The organism is Pseudomonas sp. IT-P395, assembly GCF_949767675.1.
In the GTDB taxonomy this organism is placed as follows: Bacteria; Pseudomonadota; Gammaproteobacteria; order Pseudomonadales; family Pseudomonadaceae; genus Aquipseudomonas.
In genome coordinates, this window is the sequence record NZ_CATKPW010000022.1 from 269,981 (window position 1) to 293,424 (window position 23,444).

Genomic DNA, 23,444 nt, shown 5'->3' on the forward strand with positions numbered 1-23,444 from the left:
CGTTTCCTTTTTTAAAGGTGATGCCCATGCTGGCCTTTCATCCAATTGTCATATTTCAGCCATAGAGTGTTCACACGGCCTGCTGATACTTGGCCCCGACTTAACACACCCTATCTGCTAGGAGTAAGGCATGAAACTGAAGCGTTTGATGGCGGCAATGACTTTTGTCGCTGCTGGCGTTGCGACTGCCAACGCGGTTGCCGCTGTTGACCCTGCTATCCCGAGCTACACCAAGACCACTGGTGTGTCGGGCAACCTGTCCAGCGTCGGCTCCGATACCCTGGCCAACCTCATGACCCTGTGGGCTGAGAACTACAAAAAAGAATACCCGAACGTAAACATCCAGATTCAGGCCGCTGGCTCCGCCACTGCGCCACCTGCACTGACTGAAGGCACCTCCAACCTGGGCCCGATGAGCCGCAAGATGAAGGACACCGAACTGGCGGCCTTCGAGCAGAAGTACGGCTACAAGCCAACCGCTATCCCGGTGGCCGTTGATGCCCTGGCTGTCTTCGTACACAAAGACAACCCGATCCAGCACCTGACCATGGAACAGGTTGACGCGATCTTCTCGTCGACCCGTCTGTGTGGCGCCAAAGCCGACGTGAAAACCTGGGGCGACCTGGGCGTGACCGGCGACCTGGCCAACAAGCCAGTGCAACTGTTCGGCCGTAACTCGGTATCCGGCACCTACGGCTACTTCAAGGAAGAAGCCCTGTGCAAAGGCGACTACAAGCCAAACGTCAACGAACAACCAGGCTCGGCTTCGGTCGTGCAGTCGATCAGCTCCTCGCTGAACGGCATCGGTTACTCGGGCATCGGTTACAAAACCGCCAGCGTTAAAACCGTACCGCTGGCCAAGAAAGGCAGCACTGACTTCATCGAAGACACCGAAGAAAACGCCCTGAACGGCAAATACCCGCTGTCGCGTTTCCTCTACGTTTACGTCAACAAAGCCCCGAACAAGCCTCTGGCCCCGCTGGAAGCCGAGTTCGTGAAACTGGTGCTGTCGAAGCAGGGCCAGGAAGTGGTAGTTAAAGACGGTTACATTCCATTGCCAGCCAAGGTTGCTGCAAAAGCACTGGCTGACCTGGGTCTGCAGGAAGGCGGCGCTGTCGCAAAGAAGTAACAAATTGAGTCCAGGGTGAACCCCACCGGACTCAGGTAAAAGGCCGGATCTGCGCGCAGGCCGGCCTTTTCCACACCTCAAATTTTTGATCCTCTGCCAGTCCCGCTGGCGGTGGATTTGCTGCGTCACTGCATTGTCATCTTTCTGTCATACAGGATCGCTAGGGTGAGCGCATGAATGATCTGGCCAATTCCCACATGACTACTAATCCTCCCAAGCGCATTGATTTCAATACGCCTGAGCTGCAACGCAAGCGCCGTATTCGCGCGCTCAAGGATCGCTTCACCCGCTGGTACGTCCTCGTTGGCGGTCTCGCGGTGCTGGCAGCCATCACCCTGATCTTCTTCTTCCTCGCCTACGTGGTTGCGCCGCTGTTCCAGGGTGCCGACCTGACCGCGAAAGACTCGATCACCCCGGCCTGGATGCAGGACGCCGGCAAGCCGCTGATGATTTCGCTCGAAGAGCAGAATCAGGTGGCCATGCGCGTTTCCGATAAGGGTCAGGCATTGTTCTTTGATATCGACAGTGGCGCTGAACTGAAGCGCGTCGATCTGCCGGTGCCTGCTGGCGCCACCGTGACCTCGATTGGTGAAGATCAGCCGGGCCACCCGCTGGTAGCCGTGGGCTTGTCCAACGGCCAGGCGCTGGTGTTCCGTCACACTTATAAAGTCAGCTACCCCGATGGCAAGAAAACCATCACCCCGGCCATCGAATATCCGTACGGCGAGACGCCGATCGCGCTGAACGAAGCCGGCGGTGCGCTGGAGCATGTCAGCCTGAACGCCACCGACACGACGCTGATGCTGGTCGGTTCGACCGGTTCGCAACTCAACGTGCTGTCGCTGACCAGCGAAGAAAACATGATGACCGGCGAAGTCACCAACGAGCAGAAGCGTATCGATCTGCCGCAGATGACTGAACCGGTGAAAAACATCTTCGTCGACCCGCGCCAGCAGTGGCTGTACGTGGTCAACGGTCGTGCTCAGGCCGATGTGTTCAGCCTGCGCGACAAGAGCCTCAACGGTCGCTACAAACTGCTGGAAAACGCTGACGCCGAAGTCACCGCGACCACGCAGTTGGTTGGTGGTATCTCGCTGATCATCGGTGACTCCAAGGGTGGTCTGGCTCAATGGTTCATGGCCCGCGATACCGATGGCGAGCTGCGCCTGAAGCAGATCCGCACCTTCCAGATGGGCACCACGCCGATCGTTGAAATCAGCGCTGAAGAACGTCGCAAAGGCTTCCTCGCGCTGGATGCCAGCGGCAAGCTCGGCGTGTTCCACAGCACCGCGCACCGCACTTTGCTGGTCGATCAAGTGGTGGAAGGCCAAGGCCTGTTCGGTCTGTCGCCGCGTGCCAACCGTGTGATCGTCGAAGCCGGCGGCAAGCTGCAACCGCTGCTGCTCGATAACCCGCACCCGGAAGTCTCCTGGAGCGCGTTGTGGAGCAAGGTCTGGTACGAGAACTACGACGAGCCTAAATACGTCTGGCAATCGACCGCCGCCAACACCGATTTTGAACCGAAACTGAGCCTCTCACCGCTGACCTTCGGCACCCTGAAAGCTGCGTTCTACGCGATGCTGCTGGCCGCGCCGCTGGCTGTGGCTGCGGCGATCTACACCGCGTACTTCATGGCCCCGGGCATGCGCCGCAAGGTCAAACCGGTGATCGAGCTGATGGAAGCGATGCCGACGGTGATCCTCGGTTTCTTCGCCGGCCTGTTCCTCGCGCCGTATGTCGAAGGGCATCTGCCGGGCATCTTCAGCCTGCTGATGTTGTTGCCGATCGGCATTCTGGTCGCCGGTTTCACCTTCAGCCGCTTGCCTGAATCGATCCGCCTGAAAGTCCCGGACGGTTGGGAAAGTGCGCTGCTGATTCCAGTAATTCTGTTTGTGGGCTGGCTGTCGCTGTACATGAGCCCGTTCATGGAGAACTGGTTCTTCGGCGGTGACATGCGCATGTGGATCTCCCACGACCTCGGCATCACCTACGACCAGCGCAACGCCTTGGTGGTCGGTCTGGCCATGGGTTTTGCGGTGATCCCGAACATCTACTCGATCGCTGAAGACGCCGTGTTCAGCGTGCCGCGCGGCCTGACCCTCGGCTCGCTGGCTCTGGGTGCCACGCCTTGGCAGACCATGACTCGCGTGGTGATCCTGACTGCCAGTCCGGGGATTTTCTCGGCGCTGATGATCGGCATGGGCCGTGCGGTAGGCGAAACCATGATCGTGCTGATGGCCACCGGTAACACCCCGGTCATGGAAATGAACCTGTTCGAAGGCCTGCGCACCCTGGCTGCCAACGTCGCGGTGGAAATGCCCGAGTCGGAAGTCGGCGGCAGCCACTACCGCGTGCTGTTCCTCTCGGCGCTGGTACTGCTGTTGTTCACCTTCGTCATGAACACCCTGGCAGAACTGATTCGTCAGCGTCTGCGCAAGAAATACTCGTCGCTTTAAGCAAAGGTAGAAGTCTGTGAAACAGAACTCCCTGAAAGGATGGTTCAAGAGCGGCGCCCCGGGCGTCTGGATCAGCGGTGGCGCGGTGTCCATCGCGGTCATCATGACCATTGGCCTGCTGGCGGTAATTGCCGTGCGTGGTCTGGGTCACTTCTGGCCGGCCGACCTGGTCCACGCCCATTACGACGTACCGGGCCAGGCCAATCACCTGGTCATCGGCGAAGTGGTACAGAAGGAAGAAGTGCCCCGTGCCCGTCTGAAGAGTGCCGGTTTGCCGGTGCCCGATGAAGGCCCGGAATTCATGACCCGCGAGCTGATCAAGGTCGGCAACCGTGACCTGAATGGCAACGACTTCACGTGGATCGTCGGCGAGTGGCTGACCAACCAGACCACGCCGCCAGAGTTGATGGCGATCGAACGTCGCGAGTGGGGCAATTTCTACGGCTACCTGGTCAACGTCAAACAGGATGGCAAGGTCATCGCCGAAGGCGAGGCCGCGTGGCCTGAGCTGCAGGCGCGGATCAACCGTGTGAATGGGCTGGCGGCACAACTGAAGTCGCTGGAAAAGACTGACATCGGTGCGATCAACGCAGGCCTTGAGCGCATCCGTCTGCACGGTCGCAAACTGGAACTGGAAGGCAAGCTCGACGCCACCGCACAAGCGGACATGGAATCCGAGCGCGCCGAACTGAATGCGCGTTATCAGGACATCGAAGCACGCCTGGCCGATCTGCATGCGCAGTTCAACCGCGATGCCCTGACCGCTCGCGATGCCAACGGCAAAGAGATCGAAATCGGTCTGGGCAAAGTGGTTCACGCCTACCAGCCGAACGCGATGAGCACCTTTACCAAGGTCGGCTTCTACTTCAGCAAGATCTGGGAATTCCTTTCGGATGACCCGCGTGAAGCCAACACCGAAGGCGGGATCTTCCCGGCGATCTTCGGCACCGTGATGATGACCCTGATCATGGCGATGATCGTTACCCCGTTCGGCGTACTGGCGGCGGTGTACCTGCGTGAATACGCCAAGCAGAACACTCTGACGCGGATTATCCGCATCGCGGTGAACAACCTCGCTGGCGTTCCGGCGATCGTTTATGGCGTGTTCGGTCTGGGCTTCTTCGTTTACGTACTCGGTGGTTCGGTTGACCGCTTGTTCTTCCCCGAAGCATTGCCGGCACCGACCTTTGGTACCCCGGGTCTGCTCTGGGCCTCGCTGACTTTGGCGCTGCTGGCGGTGCCGGTGGTGATCGTCGCGACCGAGGAAGGTCTGGCGCGTATCCCGCGTACTGTGCGTGAAGGCTCGTTGGCCCTCGGCGCGACCAAGGCTGAAACGTTGTGGAAGATTGTGATCCCGATGGCCAGCCCGGCGATGATGACCGGCATGATTCTCGCCGTGGCTCGCGCCGCCGGTGAAGTGGCGCCGCTGATGCTGGTGGGTGTGGTGAAACTGGCGCCGTCGCTGCCGGTGGACGGCAACTACCCGTACCTGCACCTGGATCAGAAGATCATGCACTTGGGCTTCCACATCTATGACGTCGGCTTCCAGAGCCCGAACGTCGAAGCGGCGCGTCCGCTGGTGTACGCCACGGCGCTGCTGCTGGTACTGGTCATCGCGACGTTGAACCTGTCGGCGGTGTATATCCGCAACCACCTGCGTGAAAAATACAAAGCTTTGGACAGTTAACACAAATCCTGTGGGAGCTGGCTTGCCAGCGATGCAGGCGACTCGGTCAGCCAGTAACACCGCGCTGATGCCATCGCTGGCAAGCCAGCTCCCACAAGGATCGGCGCAAGCCACAGATTTTCAGTAACCCATTGGCAAGGCCAGTGGTTCAACGAACCGAATTTGTTAGCACAGGGAGCCTCCCATGCAGCACGAAACACATAGCCACGGCATCAACATGTCTGCCCTGGGTCGCGACAAGCAAAGCCTGAATCTGGCGCAGGAAACCGTGGCCATCGAAGTGCCGGGCCTGAGCCTGTACTACGGCGAGAAGCAGGCATTGTTCGACGTCAGCATGAACATCCCGAAGCAGCGCGTGACCGCGTTCATCGGCCCGTCCGGCTGCGGTAAATCGACGTTGCTGCGCACCTTCAACCGCATGAACGATCTGGTTGACGGCTGCCGCGTCGAAGGCGCGATCAACCTCTACGGCAACAACATCTATCGCAAAGGCGAAGACGTCGCCGAGCTGCGTCGTCGCGTCGGCATGGTGTTCCAGAAGCCCAACCCGTTCCCGAAGACCATCTACGAAAACGTGGTCTACGGCTTGCGCATCCAGGGCATCAACAAGAAGCGCGTCCTCGACGAAGCGGTCGAATGGGCGTTGAAAGGCGCGGCACTGTGGGACGAAGTCAAAGACCGTCTGCACGAATCGGCACTCGGCCTGTCTGGCGGTCAGCAACAACGTCTGGTGATCGCCCGCACTATCGCGGTTGAGCCGGAAGTGCTGCTGCTCGACGAACCGTGCTCGGCCCTCGACCCGATCTCGACCCTGAAGGTTGAAGAGCTGATCTACGAGCTGAAATCCAAGTTCACCATCGTCATCGTGACCCACAACATGCAGCAGGCTGCGCGGGTTTCGGACTACACCGCGTTCATGTACATGGGCAAACTGGTCGAATTCGGCGACACCGACACCCTGTTCACCAATCCGGCGAAGAAGCAGACCGAAGACTACATCACCGGTCGTTATGGCTGACAGTTGCGGGTTATTCACAGAATTGACGCTGCGGCCCACCGCACCTTACCGGACGCTCCAAGGACGCCAACATGATTAGTAAAGAAGGCCTTACCCACCACATCTCCGCGCAGTTCAACGCTGAGCTTGAGGAAGTGCGCAGCCACCTCCTGGCCATGGGCGGGCTGGTCGAGAAGCAGGTCAACGACGCGGTGACCGCGCTGATCGAGGCCGATTCCGGCTTGGCTCAGCAGGTGCGCGAGATTGATGACCAGATCAACCAGATGGAACGCAACATCGACGAAGAATGCCTGCGCATTCTTGCCCGTCGTCAACCGGCGGCGTCCGACCTGCGTTTGATCATCAGTATTTCCAAGTCGGTGATCGACCTTGAGCGCATCGGTGACGAAGCGACCAAGATCGCTCGCCGCGCGATTCAGCTGTGCGAAGAAGGTGAAGCGCCGCGCGGTTACGTCGAGGTTCGCCATATCGGCGACCAGGTGCGCAACATGGTCCGCGATGCGCTGGATGCGTTTGCCCGTTTCGACGCTGATCTGGCGTTGTCGGTGGCGCAGTACGACAAGATCATCGACCGCGAATACAAAACCGCCCTGCGTGAGTTGGCGACCTACATGATGGAAGACCCGCGCTCTATCTCGCGGGTCTTGAGCATCATCTGGGTGCTGCGTTCGCTGGAACGCATCGGCGATCACGCGCGCAACATCTCCGAACTGGTCATCTACCTGGTGCGCGGTACCGACGTACGCCACATGGGCCTCAAGCGCATGAAAGAAGAAGTTGAAGGCACAAGCGGCGAAACCGCTAATGTTCCGGGCGATGTTGACGATAAGTAAGATTGCCTGAGAAAAGCGCCCGGCCCTTTGGCCGGGCGTTTTTGTTTGTGCTTTTCACAAGGCAGATCGAATTAAAAAGCAGCACCCGCGAACGAAAAGTCCCGGCGTGACTGAAGAGTTTTGGCAATGTGCCATCAGCCAGCGTTATGCTTGCCGGGATTTTAATAGGGGTGTTGGATGAGCAAGATCAGTGTGTTGGTCGTGGACGATGCTTCGTTCATTCGTGACCTGGTGAAAAAGTGCCTGCGTAATTATTTCCCGGGGATCCGTACCGAGGACGCCGTCAACGGTAAGAAGGCTCAGGCCATGCTGGCCAAGGAAGCGTTCGACCTGGTGCTCTGCGACTGGGAAATGCCGGAAATGTCCGGTCTCGAACTGCTGACCTGGTGCCGCGAACAAGACAACCTCAAGACCATGCCATTCGTCATGGTCACCAGCCGTGGCGACAAGGAAAACGTCGTGCAGGCGATTCAGGCCGGTGTTTCCGGTTACGTCAGCAAGCCGTTCACCAACGAGCAACTGCTGACCAAGGTCAAACAGGCGCTGAACAAGGTCGGCAAGCTCGATACCCTGATGAACAGCGCGCCGACCAAGATGAACTCGGCGTTCGGTAACGATTCTCTGAGCGCCTTGACCGGTGGCAAGCCTGCCGTGGTCGGCGGTGCCCCGGCAGCGGCTGCGGTCAACCCGTTCGCCAAACCGGCAGCTGCCGCGCCAGCGCCCGCCGCCGCGCCGTCCCGTGGTTTGCTCAACAGCCCACCGGTCAAGGCACCCGTCGCCGCGTCGGCGCCGGCCAGTGGCCGTGGTCAGGGCCAGTTGCGTCTGCCAAGCGGTACTCAGCAATGTGTGATCAAGGCTTTGAGCATCAAGGAAGCGTTGCTGGTGGTGAAACGCACCGACACCCTGCCGCAGATCCTCGACAGCGCCGTGCTCGATCTGGAGCAGGGCGACAACGCCGAAATCGCCCGCCTCAACGGCTACCTGCACGCCGTCGTTGCGTTTGAGCCGAAACCGGACAGCGACTGGCTACAACTGACGTTCCGCTTTGTCGACCAGGATGCGCAGAAGCTCGACTACATCTCCCGCCTGATCGCCCGCGGCACGGCGCAGAAGCACTTCGTTCCAGGCGCTTGATCACAGCTTTACACTGATCGTTCCCACGCTCTGCGTGGGAATGCCTCAACCGGACGCTCCGCGTCCTCTCGCATGGGACGCAGAGCGTCCCGGGCTGCATCCCCACGCAGAGCGTGGGGACGATCATTTGAAACATCTGTCGACTAGCCTGGTCTGCTTCACCTGCTAGGCTCTTTTCCAGGCCTACCTTTCGACAGACTTTTGCCCATGCTCGCGCGCCTGCTGTTTTTCTGTGGTCTCTTCATGGCCTCCACCTCGGCTGTGGCCATGACCATTTACAAATCCACCGATGCCAACGGCGTGGTCTCGTACAGCGACCGGCCGAGCAAAGGCTCGCAGGTGTTCGTCTTTCAGGACCGCATGGTTGAGCGCCTGGAGCGGCAGGTCTATCTCGATATCAAGAAGCAGAAGGGCGTTGACGTGGTGTTCGTACGCAACGATCTGTATGCACCGGTCGAGGTGGCACTGGCGTTTACCGGCATGAGCAATGTACGCGGCGCGCCAGCCAAAGCCATCCGCCGGGTGCTGCCGGCGCGCAGCAACACGCGTCTGGCGCTGCTGACGGCGATTACCAGCGGCAAGCCGCTGGTCTATTCGCCGCAGTTCCAATATTCACTGGGTGACCCTTCTGGTGCTGCGCAGAGCTATCGCTACCCGTTGCCGTGGCGCGGTGGGCCGTTTCGTCTGAGTCAGGGCGCCAACGGTCAGTACAGCCACTATGGGCCGAAGAATCGCTATGCGATGGACATCGCCATGCCGGTGGGTACGCCGATCATTGCCGCGCGGGCCGGGGTGGTGGTGAAGACTGAAAACTCGCAGAGTGGGCGCGGCAATGATGCGTCGGGCAATTTCGTGCGGGTGCTGCACGACGACGGCACCATGGGCGTGTACCTGCACCTCAAGCAAGGTTCGGTGAGCGTACGCGAAGGGCAGCGGGTGACGGTGGGCAGTCCGTTGGCGCTGTCAGGTAATACCGGCAACAGCAGCGGCCCGCATTTGCACTTTGTCGTACAGCGCAATACCGGCGAGGGGCTGGTGTCGATTCCGTATCAGTTCAACCAGCCGCTGGGGGCGTTGCCCAACTTTGCGTTGGGTAAGCAGTAAGCTTCTAAAAGCAAAAGATCGCAGCCTGCGGCAACTCCTGCATGGGAATGCGATCCCTGTAGGAGCTGCCGCAGGCTGCGATCTTTTAGCAGGCAACGCGGTTTCCCGCATTGCACTCAATCCAGCATCAACACCTTGGCCAGCACAATCTTCGGCCCTTTCATCTTCTTGATGATGATCCGCAGGCCTTCGACCTCCAGCACTTCTTCCTCTTCAGGTACGCGCTTCAAAGTCTCGTAGACCAGCCCGGCAAGGGTTTCCGCTTCGATGTGATCAAGGTCGATGCCCAACAGGCGTTCCACCTTGAACAGCGGCGTGTCACCCCGCACCAAGAGTTTGCCCGGCTGATAGGCGAGGATCCCGCGCTCAGCCTTGCGATGTTCGTCCTGAATGTCGCCGACCAGCACTTCCAGCACGTCTTCCATGGTCAGGTAGCCGATGATGTTGCCGTCAGCCTCCTCGACCACGGCGAAGTGCGAGCCGCCCTTGCGGAACTGCTCCAGCAACTGCGACAGCGGCATGTGCCGTGATACGCGTTCCAGCGGGCGGGTCAGTTCGGCGAGGTTGAACGACTCGGGAATGTGATCCAGTGCTGCTAGTTCCAGCAGCAGATCCTTGATGTGCAGCAGGCCGACGAACTCCTGGCGCTCGCTGTCGTACACCGGATAACGGCTGAACTTGTGGCGACGGAACATCGCCAGGATTTCTTTCAGCGGCGCGTTGAATTCGAGGGTGATCAGGTCTTCGCGGGAGTTGGCCCAGTCGACCACTTCCAGTTCGCCCATTTCCACCGCCGACGCCAATACACGCATGCCCTGATCGCTCGGATCCTGGCCACGGCTGGAGTGCAGGATCAGTTTCAGTTCTTCACGGCTGTAATGGTGTTCGTGGTGCGGGCCGGGTTCGCCTTGGCCGGCGATACGCAGGATCGCGTTGGCGCTGGCGTTGAGCAGGTAGATCGCCGGGTACATCGCCCAGTAGAACAGGTACAGCGGCACGGCCGTCCACAGCGACAGCAGCTCGGGTTTGCGGATCGCCCAGGATTTCGGGGCCAGTTCACCGACCACGATGTGCAGGTACGAAATGATGAAGAACGCGGTGAAGAACGACACGCCTTTGACGATTTCCGGCGACTGCACGCCGACCGCGCTGAGCAGCGGTTCGAGAATGTGCGCAAAGGCCGGCTCACCGACCCAGCCGAGGCCGAGGGAGGCGAGGGTGATACCCAACTGACACGCCGAGAGGTACGCATCGAGCTGACTGTGCACGGTGCGCAGGATGTGTCCGCGCCAGCCGTTCTGATCAGCGATGGCCTCGACCCGGGTCGAGCGCAGTTTGACCATGGCGAATTCCGCCGCAACGAAAAAGCCGTTGAGCAAAACCAGGATCAGAGCAAAAAGGATCATGCCGAAATCGGCGAATATTGTTGCGAGGGACAAGCCAGGGGAAGGGTCCATGATGGAGTTTTGCGGGTTCCGTGTGATTCAAGAGGGAGAAAAATCGCGCCTGAAAGGCAGGCACAAGTCAGCCAATGTAGCGGCTGACATGGCGATTGCCTAGTGGCGAGTGCCGGTCGGTCTTACTCGGCGGCGCTGATGGCCCGCACATGGGCCACCTGAGCCGGGGCAAAATGGCAGGTGAACGTGCTGCCGTGACCGGGCACGCTGCTGATCTCCATGCGTGCGCGGTGGCGCAGCAATACGTGCTTGACGATGGCCAGACCCAGACCGGTGCCGCCGGTGTTGGAGTTGCGACTGGAATCGACGCGGTAGAAGCGTTCGGTCAGGCGCGGCAGGTGTTTGCTGTCGATACCGATCCCGGAATCCTGCACGCTCAGGTGCGCGCCCTGATCGTCACCCCACCAGCGAATGCGGATGTTGCCCTCGGCCGGGGTGTACTTCACCGCGTTGAACACCAGATTGGAAAACGCGCTGCGCAATTCCGCCTCGCTGCCCTTGAGCAACAGGCCGGCGTCGGCTTCGAGGCTGATGCGCTGGTTCTTCGCGCCGGACAATTGCTGCGCATCGCTCTTGATTGATTGCAGCAGGCTGTCAATCTGCACTGGCTGGTTGTCCGACGGGTAATCGGTGGCTTCGAGTTTCGCCAGCAGCAACAAATCGTTGAGCAGGGTCTGCATGCGTCCGCCCTGTTGCTGCATCTGCTGCAGGGCGCGGCTCCAGCGCGGATTCACTTCTTCGACGTTGTCGAGCAGGGTTTCCAGATAGCCGCAGATCACTGTCAGCGGTGTGCGCAACTCGTGAGAGACGTTGGCGATGAAGTCTTTGCGCATCTGTTCCAGCTGATGGATGCGCGTGACATCGCGCACCAGCATCAAGTGTTCGTTGTTGCCGTAGCGGGTCAGGTACAGCTGAATGCGTACGCGATCGTTGGTTGGCGAGGGGATTTCCAGCGGCTCGGCGTAGCTGTCCTGCTCGAAGTACTCCTTGAAGCGCGGATGGCGCACCAGGTTGGTCACCGGTTGGCCGCTGTCCTGCGGGGTCTTGAGGCCGAGCAAGGTTTCGGCAGCGCGGTTCCACCATTCCAGGTTGCCGTCGCTGTCGAGCATGATCACCGCGTCTTTCAGCGCGGCGGTGGATTCCTGCACCCGGTCAATCACCGCTTGCAGGCGCCCGCGCACACGTTGGTCGCGGCGTTGCAGGTGGTAGATGCTGTCGAACACTTCGCCCCACAGACCATAGCCATCGGGCGGTGCTTCGTCGGGTTGATGCTGGCGCAGCCATTCGTGCAGACGCAGCAATTGCTTCAGCGTCCAGGCCAGATAGATCCCCAGGCCCGCCGCGAGGCTCCAGCCGTAATAGCCGGTGATCAGGCCGATCACCAGGCAGACGGTGACCAGCAGCAGCATGTGGCGAATCAGGGTGCCATGCCAGTTTTGATTCACGGGAAATACGGTCCTTGTCTGCGAGTCTGGCGGTCGGCTCAGGCCTTGGTGGAAAACCGGTAGCCGGTGCCGCGCACGGTTTGTACCAGATTTTCGTAAGCGTCACCGAGGGCCTTGCGCAGGCGGCGGATGTGCACGTCGACGGTGCGCTCTTCAACATAGACGTTGCCGCCCCAGACCTGATCCAGCAACTGGCCACGGGTGTAGGCGCGTTCCTGGTGGGTCATGAAGAATTGCAGCAGACGGTATTCGGTCGGGCCCATCTCGGCCGGTTTGCCGTCGATGGTTACGCGGTGGCTGATCGGGTCGAGCAGCAGGCCACCGACTTCGATCGGCGCTTCGCCGTCGGTCGGACCGGCGCGGCGCAGCACGGCTTTGAGGCGTGCGACCAGTTCGCGCGGGGAAAACGGTTTGGTGATGTAGTCGTCGGCGCCGACTTCCAGCCCCTGGATCTTGTTGTCCTCTTCGCCCTTGGCGGTGAGCATGATGATCGGGATGTCCCCGGTCAGTTCATCACGTTTCAGACGACGGGCCAGCTCGATGCCGGAGGTGCCGGGCAGCATCCAGTCGAGCAGGATCAGGTCCGGCTTGCGGTCGACGATGATGGCGTGCGCCTGCTGCGAGTTCTCTGCCTCGAGGCAGTCATAGCCGGCCATTTCCAACGCAACGGCGATCATTTCGCGAATGGGCGCTTCGTCGTCGACGATCAGAATGCTCCTGCCAACCATGCCTTAATCCTCTTGTCATTTAACTGTCTTGCGCCGCATTAGATAACGGAATTATTGCAGTCGTGTGACAGTATTTTAGTCCGGCAGCGATTGTGCAAATCCTCAACTAAGCTCTAAGTCCGAATCCTGACAACCACAAAAGAAGGTTTCCATGACTCAAATGACTGTTTCTTTCAAAGCCCTGCTGATGGCTGCGGCCCTGACATTGCCTGGATTTGCACTGGCTGCGGATCCGGCGATGGAGAAGGACGGCATGTACACCGACCACAAGGGCATGACCCTGTATACCTTCGCCAAGGACTCGGGCGGCAAGTCGATGTGCAACGACAAATGCGCAACGAACTGGCCGCCGTTGATGGCGACCGCGGGTGACAAGTCGATGGGTGACTGGACTGTCATCAAACGCGACGACGGCACGATGCAATGGGCCTACCAAGGCATGCCGCTGTACACCTTCGTGATGGACAAGAAAGCCGGTGACATGACCGGTGACGGCAAAATGGACGGCGCGTGGAAAGTCGCCAAAGCCAAGTAAACGCGGTCCCTTGTAGGAGTGAGCCTGCTCGCGATAGCGGTGTATCAGTCGGCATTTTCGTTAACTGACACACCGCTTTCGCGAGCAGGCTCACTCCTACATTGATTTGCGTTTAGCGCAACGCGTAATCCAGCACGATCCCGACGAATATCGCCAACCCGGCCCAATGATTGTGCAAAAACGCCTTGAAGCAGCGCATGCGGTCACGATCGCGGGTGTACCAGAATTCCCACGCATAACACCCGGCAGCCACCAGCAAGCCGAGATGGAACCAGATCCCCAACTCGAACTTCGACCCCGCCAGCAGCAGGCAGCCCAGCGACAACGCCTGCAGGCTCAGGATGATCACCCGGTCCGCCTCGCCGAACAGAATTGCCGTGGATTTCACGCCAATCTTCAAATCGTCATCGCGATCGGTCATCGCGTAATAGGTGTCGTAACCCACCGTCCACAGCAGATTGGCGATCCACAGCAGCCACGCCGCCGCCGGCAACTCACCGGACTCGGCAGTAAACGCCATCGGCATCCCCCACGAAAACGCCGCGCCCAGTACCACTTGCGGGTAATAGGTGTAGCGCTTCATGAACGGATAAGTGAACGCCAGCGCCAGACCGCCCAGCGACAGCCAGATGGTCGGCGCATTGGTGCACAGCACCAGCAGGAAACTCACGCCCATCAGCAGCGCGAAGAACACCAGCGCCTCTTTCGAACTGATCTTGCCGCTGGCCAGCGGCCGTTGCGCGGTGCGTTTGACGTGGCCGTCGACCTTGCGATCGGCCCAGTCGTTGATCACGCAGCCGCCGGCGCGGGTCAGCACCACGCCGAGGACGAAAATCACGATATTGGCCAGCGACGGCGAGCCTTTACCGGCAATCCACAGCGCCCACAGGGTCGGCCACAGCAGCAGGTAAATGCCGATCGGCTTGTCCATCCGCGTCAACTGAATGAAATCCCAGGCGCGCGGGTTCAAGCGATTCAGCGACTTGAGCAGGCTCTGATACATCAGCAGTTCTCCGGATGGGCGCGGGCGGCGTTCCACAGGCTCGGCAGGAATATTTCCGCAACCAGTACGCTCAGCGCGCCACGGTCGAAGCGCGAACGCCGGCCCCACAATTCTGGCGCTTTGGCGGCTGGCGGCAGCCATTGTTCAGGGTAGTGGCAAACTTCGAGGGCGCGGCGCTGGAAGGCCTGATCGCAAAACAGCAATTCGCCCAGCGAGCGGCTGCCCAGTTCGTCCATGTGCAAGCCGTCACCCTGTAAGGCGGCGCGCGAAGCGACGCTGCGGGCAAACACCCAGACCTCGCCGTGACCGCGCAAATACACCTCGCGCACCCAGCCTTCGCTGCCCTCGGCCAGATCCAGTGCGGCGCATTCATCGGCACGCAAGGTGTCCCAGCCTTCAAACAGTGGCGTGACGCTGAAGCCGTCATTGGACAGCCGGGTCAGTCGGCGGGTGAGGGAGCCTTCGTCGAACAGCCAGTCGAGGGTCAACGAATCGGGGAGGGGCGTCAGTCGGCTTTGAGTCAGCCAGAGCGGGGCCGGGCAGGCATTTGAATGTTGCACAATGAGTCATTATTGGCCGCAAATGAGGCGGCGAGCTTAACATGGTGGCCGCCGATATTGATTGATCCGGGTCGCCGTTGCGCCGAACAGGCTTGCATCTGCCCGGCTCCATCAGTACAAAACGCCCTGAGCCGGATGGCAGCGCAACACCCATCGACCGTCCGCGCCGGCAATAAGCCTGAACCCTGAGGAAGTACTTGAATGAAAAAGTGGCAATGTGTGGTCTGCGGCCTAATCTACAACGAAGCCGAGGGTTGGCCGGATGACGGCATTGCGCCGGGTACTCTGTGGCAGGACGTGCCGGAAGACTGGCTGTGCCCCGACTGCGGCGTCGGCAAGCTGGACTTCGAAATGATCGAAATCAACTAAGCAAAACAAAGGAGTAAGGCATGAGCGCACCTGTCGTCATCGTTGGCACTGGGCTGGCGGGCTATAACCTGGCCCGCGAGTTTCGCAAGCTCGACAGCGAAACCCCGCTGCTGCTGATCACCGCCGATGACGGGCGCTCTTACTCCAAGCCGATGCTCTCCACCGGTTTCGGCAAGAACAAAGACGCCGATGGCCTGAGCATGGCTGAACCGGGGGCCATGGCTGAGCAGTTGAAAGCCGAAGTGCGCACTCATACGCGCATCAGCGGCATCGACGCCGGCCATAAACGCCTGTGGATCGGCGAAGAAGCGGTTTATTACCGTGACCTGATCCTCGCCTGGGGCGCAGAAACCGTGCGCGTACCGGTCGAGGGCGATGGCGCCGATCTGGTGTTCCCGATCAATGATCTCGAAGACTACGCGCGCTTTCGCGCAGCGGCGGCCGGCAAGCGCCGGGTGCTGTTGCTCGGCGCCGGCCTGATTGGCTGCGAATTCGCCAACGACCTGATTCTCGGTGGCTACGAAGTGCAACTGGTGGCGCCGTGCGAACAGGTCATGCCGATGTTGTTGCACCCGGCCGCAGCGGCAGCCGTGCAGGCCGGGCTGGAAGGCCTCGGTGCGAAATTTCATCTCGGCCCGGTACTGACCCGATTGCAGAAAGTCGCCGACGGCCTGGAAGCGCATCTGTCCGACGGCCAGGTCATTCCTTGCGACGTGGTGGTCTCGGCCATTGGCCTGCGTCCGCGCATCGATCTGGCGGCGGCCGCTGGCGTACAGGTCAATCGCGGTGTCGTAGTGGATCGCCATCTGAAAACCTCCCACGCCAATATTTACGCCTTGGGCGACTGCGCTGAGGTCGACGGGCTGAATCTGCTGTACGTGATGCCCCTGATGAGTTGTGCGCGAGCACTGGCACAAACCCTCGCCGGAAACCCGACCGCCGTGAGCTACGGCCCGATGCCGATCACCGTGAAAACCCCGGTGTGTCCGCTGGTCGTATCGCCACCGCCACGGGGCAGCGAAGGCGTCTGGACTGTCGAAGGGCAGGGCGCCGACATCAAAGCCCTGTGCCACAGCGCCGACGGCCAATTGCTCGGCTACGCGCTAACCGGCGCCGCGGTGATGGAAAAACTTGCCCTGAACAAACAGCTTCCAGCCCTGCTGGCGTAAATACCGGTCGTTCTGTCGGAATCACCCCGCTTTTGCCCCTACAAAGGTCGCGGGGAGACTGGCGCCGCCGGTATCCGCGTGCCATTCTCACTCCCGTCTGCCGCAGAGTAGAGCCTGCGGCGCCTTGGGCGCTGTTCCAACGAGAACAGCACGGACATAACAACAAAAAACCGTCAAAGGGGCTTCACTAATGCGTAAACCAGAACTCGCCGCTGCAATCGCTGAAAAAGCAGATCTGACCAAAGAACAGGCCAACCGCGTACTCAACGCCGTTCTCGAAGAAATCACCGGCGCTCTGCACCGCAAGGACAGCGTCACGCTGGTAGGCTTCGGCACCTTCCTGCAACGCCACCGCGGCGCCCGTACCGGCAAAAACCCGCAGACCGGTGAGCCGGTGAAGATCAAGGCCAGCAACACCGTTGCGTTCAAGCCAGGTAAATCGTTGAAAGACAGCGTCAATCCTTAATTGCGGCGAACTCCTCGAATAACGGGGAGAACCGTGTAGAAAAATGGGCACACCGATTGCGATCGGGTGCCCATTTTTTATGCCTGCCGATTTATTCTGGCCTGCAGCCTTAATAAAGGCCGAGTAACTGATTGCATTTGTTGGCTATCGATCAGCCTCACAGTTAAATAAATCCTCTATATATAAAAGCCATCATATTGATGGCACTTTCTGAGTTGTCGGTTGTCTCGCGGTGACTTGTTGAAACAACACCGAAGTCTTTCGGAATCATCCTACATCCGAATTTTTCAAAACCCGTCATGCTCCGCGCCACTCTCGCCAGCCCCGGCTTCCGGTGATCGACGGCAGTTGGAACGATCGCTCTAAATCAAGCTTTCCCGGTGTTTTGTAAGGGTATGCGAATATAAACAGAGCATCGGGGATTCCCTGACTGAATATAGGGAAACCTCCTACAACAAACAAAGAACAGTTCGTCTTGTTGTTTAATCAGATGCTTGCTAGTGGCCATCATAGTGATTACGATGCGCCCACTTGAAAGAGCACATCTCAATTGGATGAGTCGCGTCACCGCTCTTCGATACTGTCCCGCGCCGCGGTAACTCCAATAGGCGCCTGACTGTAATCCTTAATAAAGGCCATGGATGTCCTACTCAAGCAAACTTTCCGCCCATTACCTCGAACTCGCAAAAGTCTCTGTTTCCAAAGAGAATTTCGCGGGCGAAGACGTTCGTTTTTCGAGCGAATTCGAGGCCTTGGAAAGCGAGCTGGCCAAAGCTTCGTCGATGCATGAAAGCGGGCAGATCGACTGGCTGAAAATACGCGAAAACAGCGAAAATCTGCTCCGTACCCAATCCAAGGATTTGCGTGTCGGCGCCTGGCTGACCTGGTCGCTGTACCAGCGCGAATCCTTCCCCGGTCTGCTGGCCGGCCTCGGTCTGCTGCACCATCTGTCGGAAAACAACTGGGCCGACGTTCACCCGCTCAAACCCCGTACCCGTGCCGCCGCCATCGGCTGGCTGGTGCCGCGCCTCGAGCAGGTCATTACCGAAAACATTGCGATCAAAGAGCAGTTGCCGATGTTCCGGCAGCTCTCCGAGCACCTGTCCGGCCTTGAAGCGGCGTGTGCTGAGCATCTGGGCGATGACTCGCCGCTGTTGCTGCCGATCTCCCGTCGCCTGAAAACCATGATCCAGCGCGCGGCCGACAACCAACCGGCCCCCGGCGTTGTGGGCGCGGCGGTGGCGCAGGTCAAGCAGGCCGCGAGCCAGTTGCTCACCCCCGGCGCACCGATCGACAACGAACGTGATGCACACAAAGCCCTGCGCGCCCAACAGGAAAGCGCCCGTCCGTTGTGCGCCTGGTGGCTCAAGCAGAAAGCCACCGACCTGCGCGCCCTGCGCCTCAATCGCACACTGCTGTGGATGACCATCGACGCCGTGCCGGAGCGCAACGCCGAGCAGATCACCGTGTTGCGCGGTCTGCCGCTGGAAAAACTCAAGCTCTATCAGGACCGTTTCGATCAGGGCAAATACGCTGACCTGCTGGTGGAACTGGAGGCGAGCCTGGCGAAGGCGCCGTTCTGGTTCGATGGCCAGAGGATGGTCTGGGAATGTCTCCAGAACCTCAACGCCGAGTTGGCAATGCGCGAAGTGGAAATCCACTTCGCGCTTTTGGTTCAACGGCTGCCCGGGATTGTCGAGTTGCGTTTCCATGACGGTGCGCCGTTTGCCGATCCGTCCACCCGGGCGTGGATCGCCGCCAACGTCATGCCGCACCTGCAAAGCGCCAGTGCGCCGCGCAAGGTCGAAAGCGAAAACGTCGAAACCCAGCCAGCCTGGGAAAAAGCCCTCGAAGAAGTCCTGCCGCTGCTGCGCAAGGAAGGCCTGAAGCCTGCCGTGCAGACGCTCAAGCAGGGTTTGCAATCGGCCCACGGTGGCCGCGAGCGCTTCTTCTGGCAGTTCGCCCTCGCGCGCCTGTGCTTCATGGCCAAGAAATACGAACTGGCCAAGAACCAGCTGGAAACCCTCGATCAGACATTACAGGACTCAGGCCTGCACGCCTGGGAGCCCGATCTTGCATTGGAAGTGCTGCATCTACTGCATAGCTGCTGCGAGTTGTTGCCGCAGAACCATGCCGTACGTGAACGCAAGGAAGAGATTTATCGCAGGCTGTGCCACCTCGACCTCGAAGTGGTACTCGAATAGGCCCCAGGGCCACAACCGCAAGGAGAAAAGCCATGGCCAAAGAAGGCTCGGTAGCCCCCAAGGAACGCATCAACGTCACCTTCAAACCCGCCACCGGCGGTGCTCAGGAAGAGATTGAACTGCCGCTGAAGCTGCTGGCAATCGGTGACTACACCCACCGCAAGGACGATCGCAAAATCGAAGATCGCAAGCCGATCAGCATCGACAAGATGACCTTCGACGAAGTGTTGGCCAAGCAAGAACTGGGTCTGACGCTGAGCGTGCCGAACCGTCTGCAGGAAGATGGCGAGGCCGACGAGCTGGCTGTGCAACTGCGCGTCAATTCGATGAAGGACTTCAACCCGGCCAGCCTGGTCGAGCAAGTGCCTGAGCTGAAAAAACTGATGGAACTGCGCGATGCGCTGGTGGCCCTCAAAGGCCCGCTGGGTAACGCACCTGCGTTCCGTAAAGCGATCGAAGGCGTGCTCGCCGACGACGAATCCCGCGGTCGCGTACTCGGTGAGCTGGGCCTGAACGCCGCAGCCCCGGACGCCTGAGACTCCAGCCAAGGAAGCCAACACAATGAGCACTAGCGCAGCACAAGAGAAGAGCGCCGGCAACGGCGAGTACAGCATTCTCGACAGCATCATCGCCGAAACCCGTCTGACTCCGGACGACGAAGCCTACGACATCGCCAAGCGCGGTGTGTCGGCGTTCATCGAAGAACTGCTCAAGCCGCAGAACAACGGTGAGCCGGTCAAGAAGGCCATGGTTGACCGCATGATCGCCGAGATCGATGCCAAGCTCAGCCGTCAGATGGACGAAATCCTGCACCACCCGGACTTCCAGGCGCTGGAATCGTCGTGGCGTGGTCTGCAGTTGCTGGTCGACCGCACCAACTTCCGCGAAAACATCAAGATCGAAATCCTCAACGTCTCCAAAGAAGACCTGCTGGACGATTTCGAAGATTCGCCGGAAGTCATGCAGTCGGGCCTGTACAAGCACATCTACACCGCTGAATACGGCCAGTTCGGTGGTCAGCCTGTGGGCGCGATCATCGCTAACTACTACATGTCGCCGAGCTCGCCAGACGTCAAGCTGATGCAGTACGTGGCCAGCGTTTCGTGCATGTCGCACGCGCCGTTCATCGCTGCGGCCGGCCCGAAATTCTTCGGTCTGGAAAGCTTCACCGGCCTGCCGGATCTGAAAGATCTGAAAGACCACTTCGAAGGCCCGCAATTCGCCAAATGGCAGAGCTTCCGTACTTCGGAAGACTCCCGTTATGTTGGCCTGACCGTGCCGCGTTTCCTGCTGCGTAACCCGTACGATCCGGAAGAAAACCCGGTGAAATCGTTCGTGTACAAGGAAACCGTTGCCAACAGCCACGAGCACTACCTGTGGGGCAACACTGCTTACGCGTTCGGCACCAAGCTGACCGACAGCTTCGCCAAATTCCGCTGGTGCCCGAACATTATCGGCCCGCAGAGCGGTGGCGCGGTTGAAGATCTGCCGTTGCACCATTTCGAAAGCATGGGCGAAATCGAAACCAAGATCCCTACTGAGGTTCTGGTTTCCGACCGTCGTGAATACGAACTGGCCGAGGAAGGCTTCATCTCCCTGACCATGCGTAAAGGCTCCGACAACGCGGCGTTCTTCTCCGCCAGTTCGGTGCAGAAGCCGAAGTTCTTCGGCATCAGCGCAGAAGGCAAGGCCGCAGAGCTGAACTACAAGCTCGGCACCCAACTGCCGTACATGATGATCGTCAACCGCCTGGCTCACTACTTGAAAGTGCTGCAGCGCGAGCAACTCGGTTCGTGGAAAGAACGTACCGACCTCGAGCTGGAACTGAACAAGTGGATCCGTCAGTACGTCGCCGACCAGGAAAACCCGAGCGCCGAAGTGCGTGGCCGTCGTCCGCTGCGCGCTGCGCAAGTGATCGTCAGCGACGTTGAAGGCGAGCCGGGCTGGTACCGCGTGAGCTTGAACGTGCGTCCGCACTTCAAGTACATGGGTGCCGATTTCACCCTGTCGCTGGTTGGCAAGCTGGACAAAGAGTAAGAGCGACTCATGGACGGATACGGCAGCCTGTTCGAACGCCTCAACGGCGACGCGCAACTACGCAAGGGCAACAGCCTTGAGGCTTGTGCCATGGCGTCAGTGGCTGCCCATCTGGCCAAAATGCTCAGCACCCGGGCCGGCAGCGTGCAAACGCTGGCCGACTACGGGTTGCCCGATCTCAATGACATGCGTCTGAGCCTGCACGACTCCCTGAGTCAGGCCCGTCTGGCCATCGAAAACTTCATCGAAGCCTACGAGCCGCGCCTGAGCAATGTGCGTGTCATTTCCCTGCCGCGTGACCACGATCAGCTTCGCCTCGCCTTCAGCATCGAAGGCCTGCTGGAAGTTGAAGGGTTCAAGCGTCAGGTCAGTTTTTCCGCGCGCCTGGATGGCAGCGGTCAAGTCAAGGTCACCTAAGGAGATCCCCGATGTCTGGCAAACCAGCAGCACGCGTATCCGACCCCACCGCTTGCCCACTCCCAGGCCACGGTACCAACCCGATCGCCGCCGGTTCCTGCGACGTGTTCTTCGACGGCCTCGCGGCCGCCCGCCAAGGCGATGCCTCGGCGTGTGGTGGTGCGATGGTCGGCGATCTGGCGACCACGGTTTTGATCAATGGCAAACCGGCCGCCACGGTCGGCTCCGTTGGATCTCACGGCAACAAGGTTACGGCAGGTTCCGGGACGGTGATCATCGGGAATTCGCATTCGCCTGTGGCGTTTGTGCCGCCAGTGCCTTTGATCATTCCGGGCTTCGATGCTCAGTTCCAGCTGAAAAACGGTCTGGGCAATCCGCTTGCGGATACTAAATACCTACTCCGTCGAGCGGATGGTTCTCTCGAAAGTGGAATCACCAATGAGTTGGGCCTGACTCATCGCGTGAAGGCCCACACAGCTTCCGAAAAAATCGAAGTTTTTATTGAGAGCTGAGGGAGTACTCATTCATGGCCGAGGCTGAAAAAATCAATAAGGACGGGCAGGAATATGTGCCAGCTGGCGCGGCCGCGAGCACAAAAACCTCTGAGGTTGCGCCGGTAGAGTTGCAGGTTTGCCGCTGTAACGGAAAAGAAGTCACAACGCTGGCTGGCTACGACAGCATCCCGAGCTATACCGGCGAGCTGCCTTCTCCGTTGCAAATTATGTGGTACGTGCCAAAAACCAAAGAAATGCTCAAGGCAAGTTTCTCTGATACAGAAATTCGTGTCTGGATAAAGCAGGCGGCTGAATATTATGGCGTCCCGCATATTTTGCTGGCGGTTATTCTGCAGCAGGAGAATGGACCTAAGGGCAGTAAATTTCTTCAAACCATGCAATTCGGCGAGCGGTCGCTGACCACTCTGCTGGCAATTGTTGACAACTTGGCTTTCGATGCCGTCCCGGATAAGTTGGCCGGTGGCTCCAGCGGCTTTGCCAATATGAGTAGGGCAACATTGCAGAAGTCCGTTCAATACACAGAGAACTATTACTGCAAGAAACCTTTGCCCGAAGACGTTCAGTACCGGATTTTTGGCTGGAACCAGGACACGCGAATCCCGGGTGATGATTGGAAGGCAGACCTCTACTATTGCGCCGGCCATCTACGTGAACTGGTTGACCGGGCTACCGGGACTCGCTGTCACTCCGGAGCGCTGACCGCCGACCAGCTGAAAAAGGTGATTGCTTCCTACAACGGTTCGGGGCCGCTTGCCGAAAAGTATTCAACCGATGCAATGACGTTGTTAGACGCAGCGAAAGCAGGTACGGCGTGGTTGTATTTTTATGAAAGATAAACTCTCGACGTCTACCACTCTTGCGCTTGCTGCCGGCATTCTGGCTGTGGGGGTTGTCGTGTGGACAAATATTTTCTCCAATTCGCTAATGCTGTTAATGGACGGCGTTAATTTTATTCCTGCGGAATCTTCAATCCTCGCCTTTGAACCTTATGAGATAAATCAAGGGTCGTCTTCCTATTGGATCTACGGTCAGGATGGGGAAAATTATTATTATTTTTCTTATGACGCGGCTGCGCCTTACATTTTTATTTCCAAAGCAAATGTTTGTCAGGGGTTTGATCGCCTGAATTTCAAAACATGGTGCAGTGCGAAACAAGGTACGAAGAAATGATCAGCGAG

Annotated in this window: 23 protein-coding genes; 18 read left to right on the forward strand and 5 right to left on the reverse strand. The window is 59.2% G+C overall.

Annotated features, from left to right (window positions below; translation table 11 throughout):
- Nucleotides 1-130: 130 nt before the first annotated feature.
- The 7 genes from ACM6IN_RS16455 to ACM6IN_RS16485 all read left to right on the forward strand — a co-directional run bounded on the left by ACM6IN_RS16455 (nucleotide 131) and on the right by ACM6IN_RS16485 (nucleotide 9,361).
- Nucleotides 131-1,129, forward strand: a complete 999-nt coding sequence (locus tag ACM6IN_RS16455) for a phosphate ABC transporter substrate-binding protein PstS (RefSeq protein WP_122660264.1) — start codon at nucleotides 131-133, stop codon at nucleotides 1,127-1,129.
- A gap of 422 nt (nucleotides 1,130-1,551) precedes the next feature.
- Entirely contained in the window at nucleotides 1,552-3,585 is a 2,034-nt protein-coding gene (locus ACM6IN_RS16460) for an ABC transporter permease subunit (RefSeq protein WP_176472336.1), read from the forward strand.
- 16 nt (nucleotides 3,586-3,601) lie between these two features.
- Entirely contained in the window at nucleotides 3,602-5,272 is a 1,671-nt protein-coding gene (gene pstA / locus ACM6IN_RS16465) for a phosphate ABC transporter permease PstA (RefSeq protein WP_007920248.1), read from the forward strand.
- A gap of 184 nt (nucleotides 5,273-5,456) precedes the next feature.
- A complete protein-coding gene (pstB, locus tag ACM6IN_RS16470) occupies nucleotides 5,457-6,290 on the forward strand; it encodes a phosphate ABC transporter ATP-binding protein PstB (protein ID WP_007920249.1) in 834 nt (277 codons plus the stop codon).
- A gap of 71 nt (nucleotides 6,291-6,361) precedes the next feature.
- On the forward strand, nucleotides 6,362-7,123 hold the full coding sequence (gene phoU, locus ACM6IN_RS16475; RefSeq protein WP_007920250.1) for a phosphate signaling complex protein PhoU: 762 nt from the start codon (nucleotides 6,362-6,364) through the stop codon (nucleotides 7,121-7,123).
- 177 nt (nucleotides 7,124-7,300) lie between these two features.
- A complete protein-coding gene (locus ACM6IN_RS16480) occupies nucleotides 7,301-8,257 on the forward strand; it encodes a response regulator (RefSeq protein WP_007920252.1) in 957 nt (318 codons plus the stop codon).
- 207 nt (nucleotides 8,258-8,464) lie between these two features.
- On the forward strand, nucleotides 8,465-9,361 hold the full coding sequence (locus tag ACM6IN_RS16485; protein WP_007920254.1) for a peptidoglycan DD-metalloendopeptidase family protein: 897 nt from the start codon (nucleotides 8,465-8,467) through the stop codon (nucleotides 9,359-9,361).
- 116 nt (nucleotides 9,362-9,477) lie between these two features.
- Here ACM6IN_RS16485 and ACM6IN_RS16490 read toward each other — a convergent pair whose 3' ends face one another.
- The 3 genes from ACM6IN_RS16490 to phoB form a co-directional block, all read right to left on the reverse strand.
- Nucleotides 9,478-10,818, reverse strand: coding sequence for a hemolysin family protein (locus tag ACM6IN_RS16490; RefSeq protein WP_007920256.1), 1,341 nt, complete (start codon nucleotides 10,816-10,818; stop codon nucleotides 9,478-9,480).
- Nucleotides 10,819-10,940: 122 nt separating this feature from the next.
- Entirely contained in the window at nucleotides 10,941-12,227 is a 1,287-nt protein-coding gene (gene phoR, locus ACM6IN_RS16495) for a phosphate regulon sensor histidine kinase PhoR (protein WP_238539543.1), read from the reverse strand.
- A gap of 74 nt (nucleotides 12,228-12,301) precedes the next feature.
- Nucleotides 12,302-12,991 (reverse strand): phosphate regulon transcriptional regulator PhoB, encoded by a 690-nt coding sequence (phoB, locus tag ACM6IN_RS16500; RefSeq protein ID WP_007896474.1) that lies wholly within the window; start codon nucleotides 12,989-12,991, stop codon nucleotides 12,302-12,304.
- A 151-nt stretch (nucleotides 12,992-13,142) separates the two neighbouring features.
- Here phoB and ACM6IN_RS16505 point away from each other — a divergent pair, with 151 nt between their 5' ends.
- Nucleotides 13,143-13,526 (forward strand): hypothetical protein, encoded by a 384-nt coding sequence (locus ACM6IN_RS16505; RefSeq protein WP_095113194.1) that lies wholly within the window; start codon nucleotides 13,143-13,145, stop codon nucleotides 13,524-13,526.
- 112 nt (nucleotides 13,527-13,638) lie between these two features.
- Here the strand turns inward: ACM6IN_RS16505 and ubiA are convergent, their stop codons facing one another.
- Both ubiA and ACM6IN_RS16515 read right to left on the reverse strand, forming a co-directional pair.
- Nucleotides 13,639-14,529 carry a 4-hydroxybenzoate octaprenyltransferase gene (gene ubiA / locus ACM6IN_RS16510; protein ID WP_414916379.1) on the reverse strand — a complete coding sequence of 297 codons (891 nt, stop codon included), beginning with the start codon at nucleotides 14,527-14,529 and terminating at the stop codon, nucleotides 13,639-13,641.
- The gene (locus ACM6IN_RS16515; RefSeq protein ID WP_414894542.1) at nucleotides 14,529-15,089 is read right to left on the reverse strand and encodes a chorismate--pyruvate lyase family protein; all 561 of its coding nucleotides are present in this window, start codon (nucleotides 15,087-15,089) and stop codon (nucleotides 14,529-14,531) included. The genes ubiA and ACM6IN_RS16515 overlap by 1 nt, the downstream gene beginning before the upstream one ends.
- A gap of 201 nt (nucleotides 15,090-15,290) precedes the next feature.
- Here ACM6IN_RS16515 and ACM6IN_RS16520 point away from each other — a divergent pair, with 201 nt between their 5' ends.
- The 10 genes from ACM6IN_RS16520 (at nucleotide 15,291) to ACM6IN_RS16565 (ending at nucleotide 23,436) form a co-directional block, all read left to right on the forward strand.
- Nucleotides 15,291-15,458, forward strand: coding sequence for a rubredoxin (locus ACM6IN_RS16520; RefSeq protein ID WP_007920267.1), 168 nt, complete (start codon nucleotides 15,291-15,293; stop codon nucleotides 15,456-15,458).
- Between the two features lie 20 nt (nucleotides 15,459-15,478).
- Nucleotides 15,479-16,627: an NAD(P)/FAD-dependent oxidoreductase gene (locus tag ACM6IN_RS16525; protein WP_007920268.1), complete on the forward strand. Its 1,149-nt coding sequence runs from the start codon at nucleotides 15,479-15,481 to the stop codon at nucleotides 16,625-16,627.
- A 190-nt stretch (nucleotides 16,628-16,817) separates the two neighbouring features.
- Nucleotides 16,818-17,093 (forward strand): HU family DNA-binding protein, encoded by a 276-nt coding sequence (locus ACM6IN_RS16530; protein ID WP_003213368.1) that lies wholly within the window; start codon nucleotides 16,818-16,820, stop codon nucleotides 17,091-17,093.
- Between the two features lie 641 nt (nucleotides 17,094-17,734).
- Nucleotides 17,735-19,297, forward strand: coding sequence for a type VI secretion system protein TssA (gene tssA / locus ACM6IN_RS16535; RefSeq protein ID WP_007920270.1), 1,563 nt, complete (start codon nucleotides 17,735-17,737; stop codon nucleotides 19,295-19,297).
- A 32-nt stretch (nucleotides 19,298-19,329) separates the two neighbouring features.
- Nucleotides 19,330-19,833, forward strand: a complete 504-nt coding sequence (gene tssB / locus ACM6IN_RS16540) for a type VI secretion system contractile sheath small subunit (protein ID WP_003229587.1) — start codon at nucleotides 19,330-19,332, stop codon at nucleotides 19,831-19,833.
- Nucleotides 19,834-19,858: 25 nt separating this feature from the next.
- Nucleotides 19,859-21,334: a type VI secretion system contractile sheath large subunit gene (gene tssC / locus ACM6IN_RS16545; protein WP_007920272.1), complete on the forward strand. Its 1,476-nt coding sequence runs from the start codon at nucleotides 19,859-19,861 to the stop codon at nucleotides 21,332-21,334.
- 9 nt (nucleotides 21,335-21,343) lie between these two features.
- Nucleotides 21,344-21,751, forward strand: coding sequence for a type VI secretion system baseplate subunit TssE (gene tssE / locus ACM6IN_RS16550; RefSeq protein WP_007920274.1), 408 nt, complete (start codon nucleotides 21,344-21,346; stop codon nucleotides 21,749-21,751).
- Nucleotides 21,752-21,762: 11 nt separating this feature from the next.
- A complete protein-coding gene (locus tag ACM6IN_RS16555; RefSeq protein ID WP_414916380.1) occupies nucleotides 21,763-22,263 on the forward strand; it encodes a PAAR domain-containing protein in 501 nt (166 codons plus the stop codon).
- 14 nt (nucleotides 22,264-22,277) lie between these two features.
- Nucleotides 22,278-23,102 (forward strand): hypothetical protein, encoded by an 825-nt coding sequence (locus ACM6IN_RS16560; RefSeq protein ID WP_095119780.1) that lies wholly within the window; start codon nucleotides 22,278-22,280, stop codon nucleotides 23,100-23,102.
- Nucleotides 23,092-23,436, forward strand: a complete 345-nt coding sequence (locus ACM6IN_RS16565) for a hypothetical protein (RefSeq protein ID WP_150694286.1) — start codon at nucleotides 23,092-23,094, stop codon at nucleotides 23,434-23,436. The genes ACM6IN_RS16560 and ACM6IN_RS16565 overlap by 11 nt, the downstream gene beginning before the upstream one ends.
- Nucleotides 23,437-23,444 lie beyond the last annotated feature (8 nt).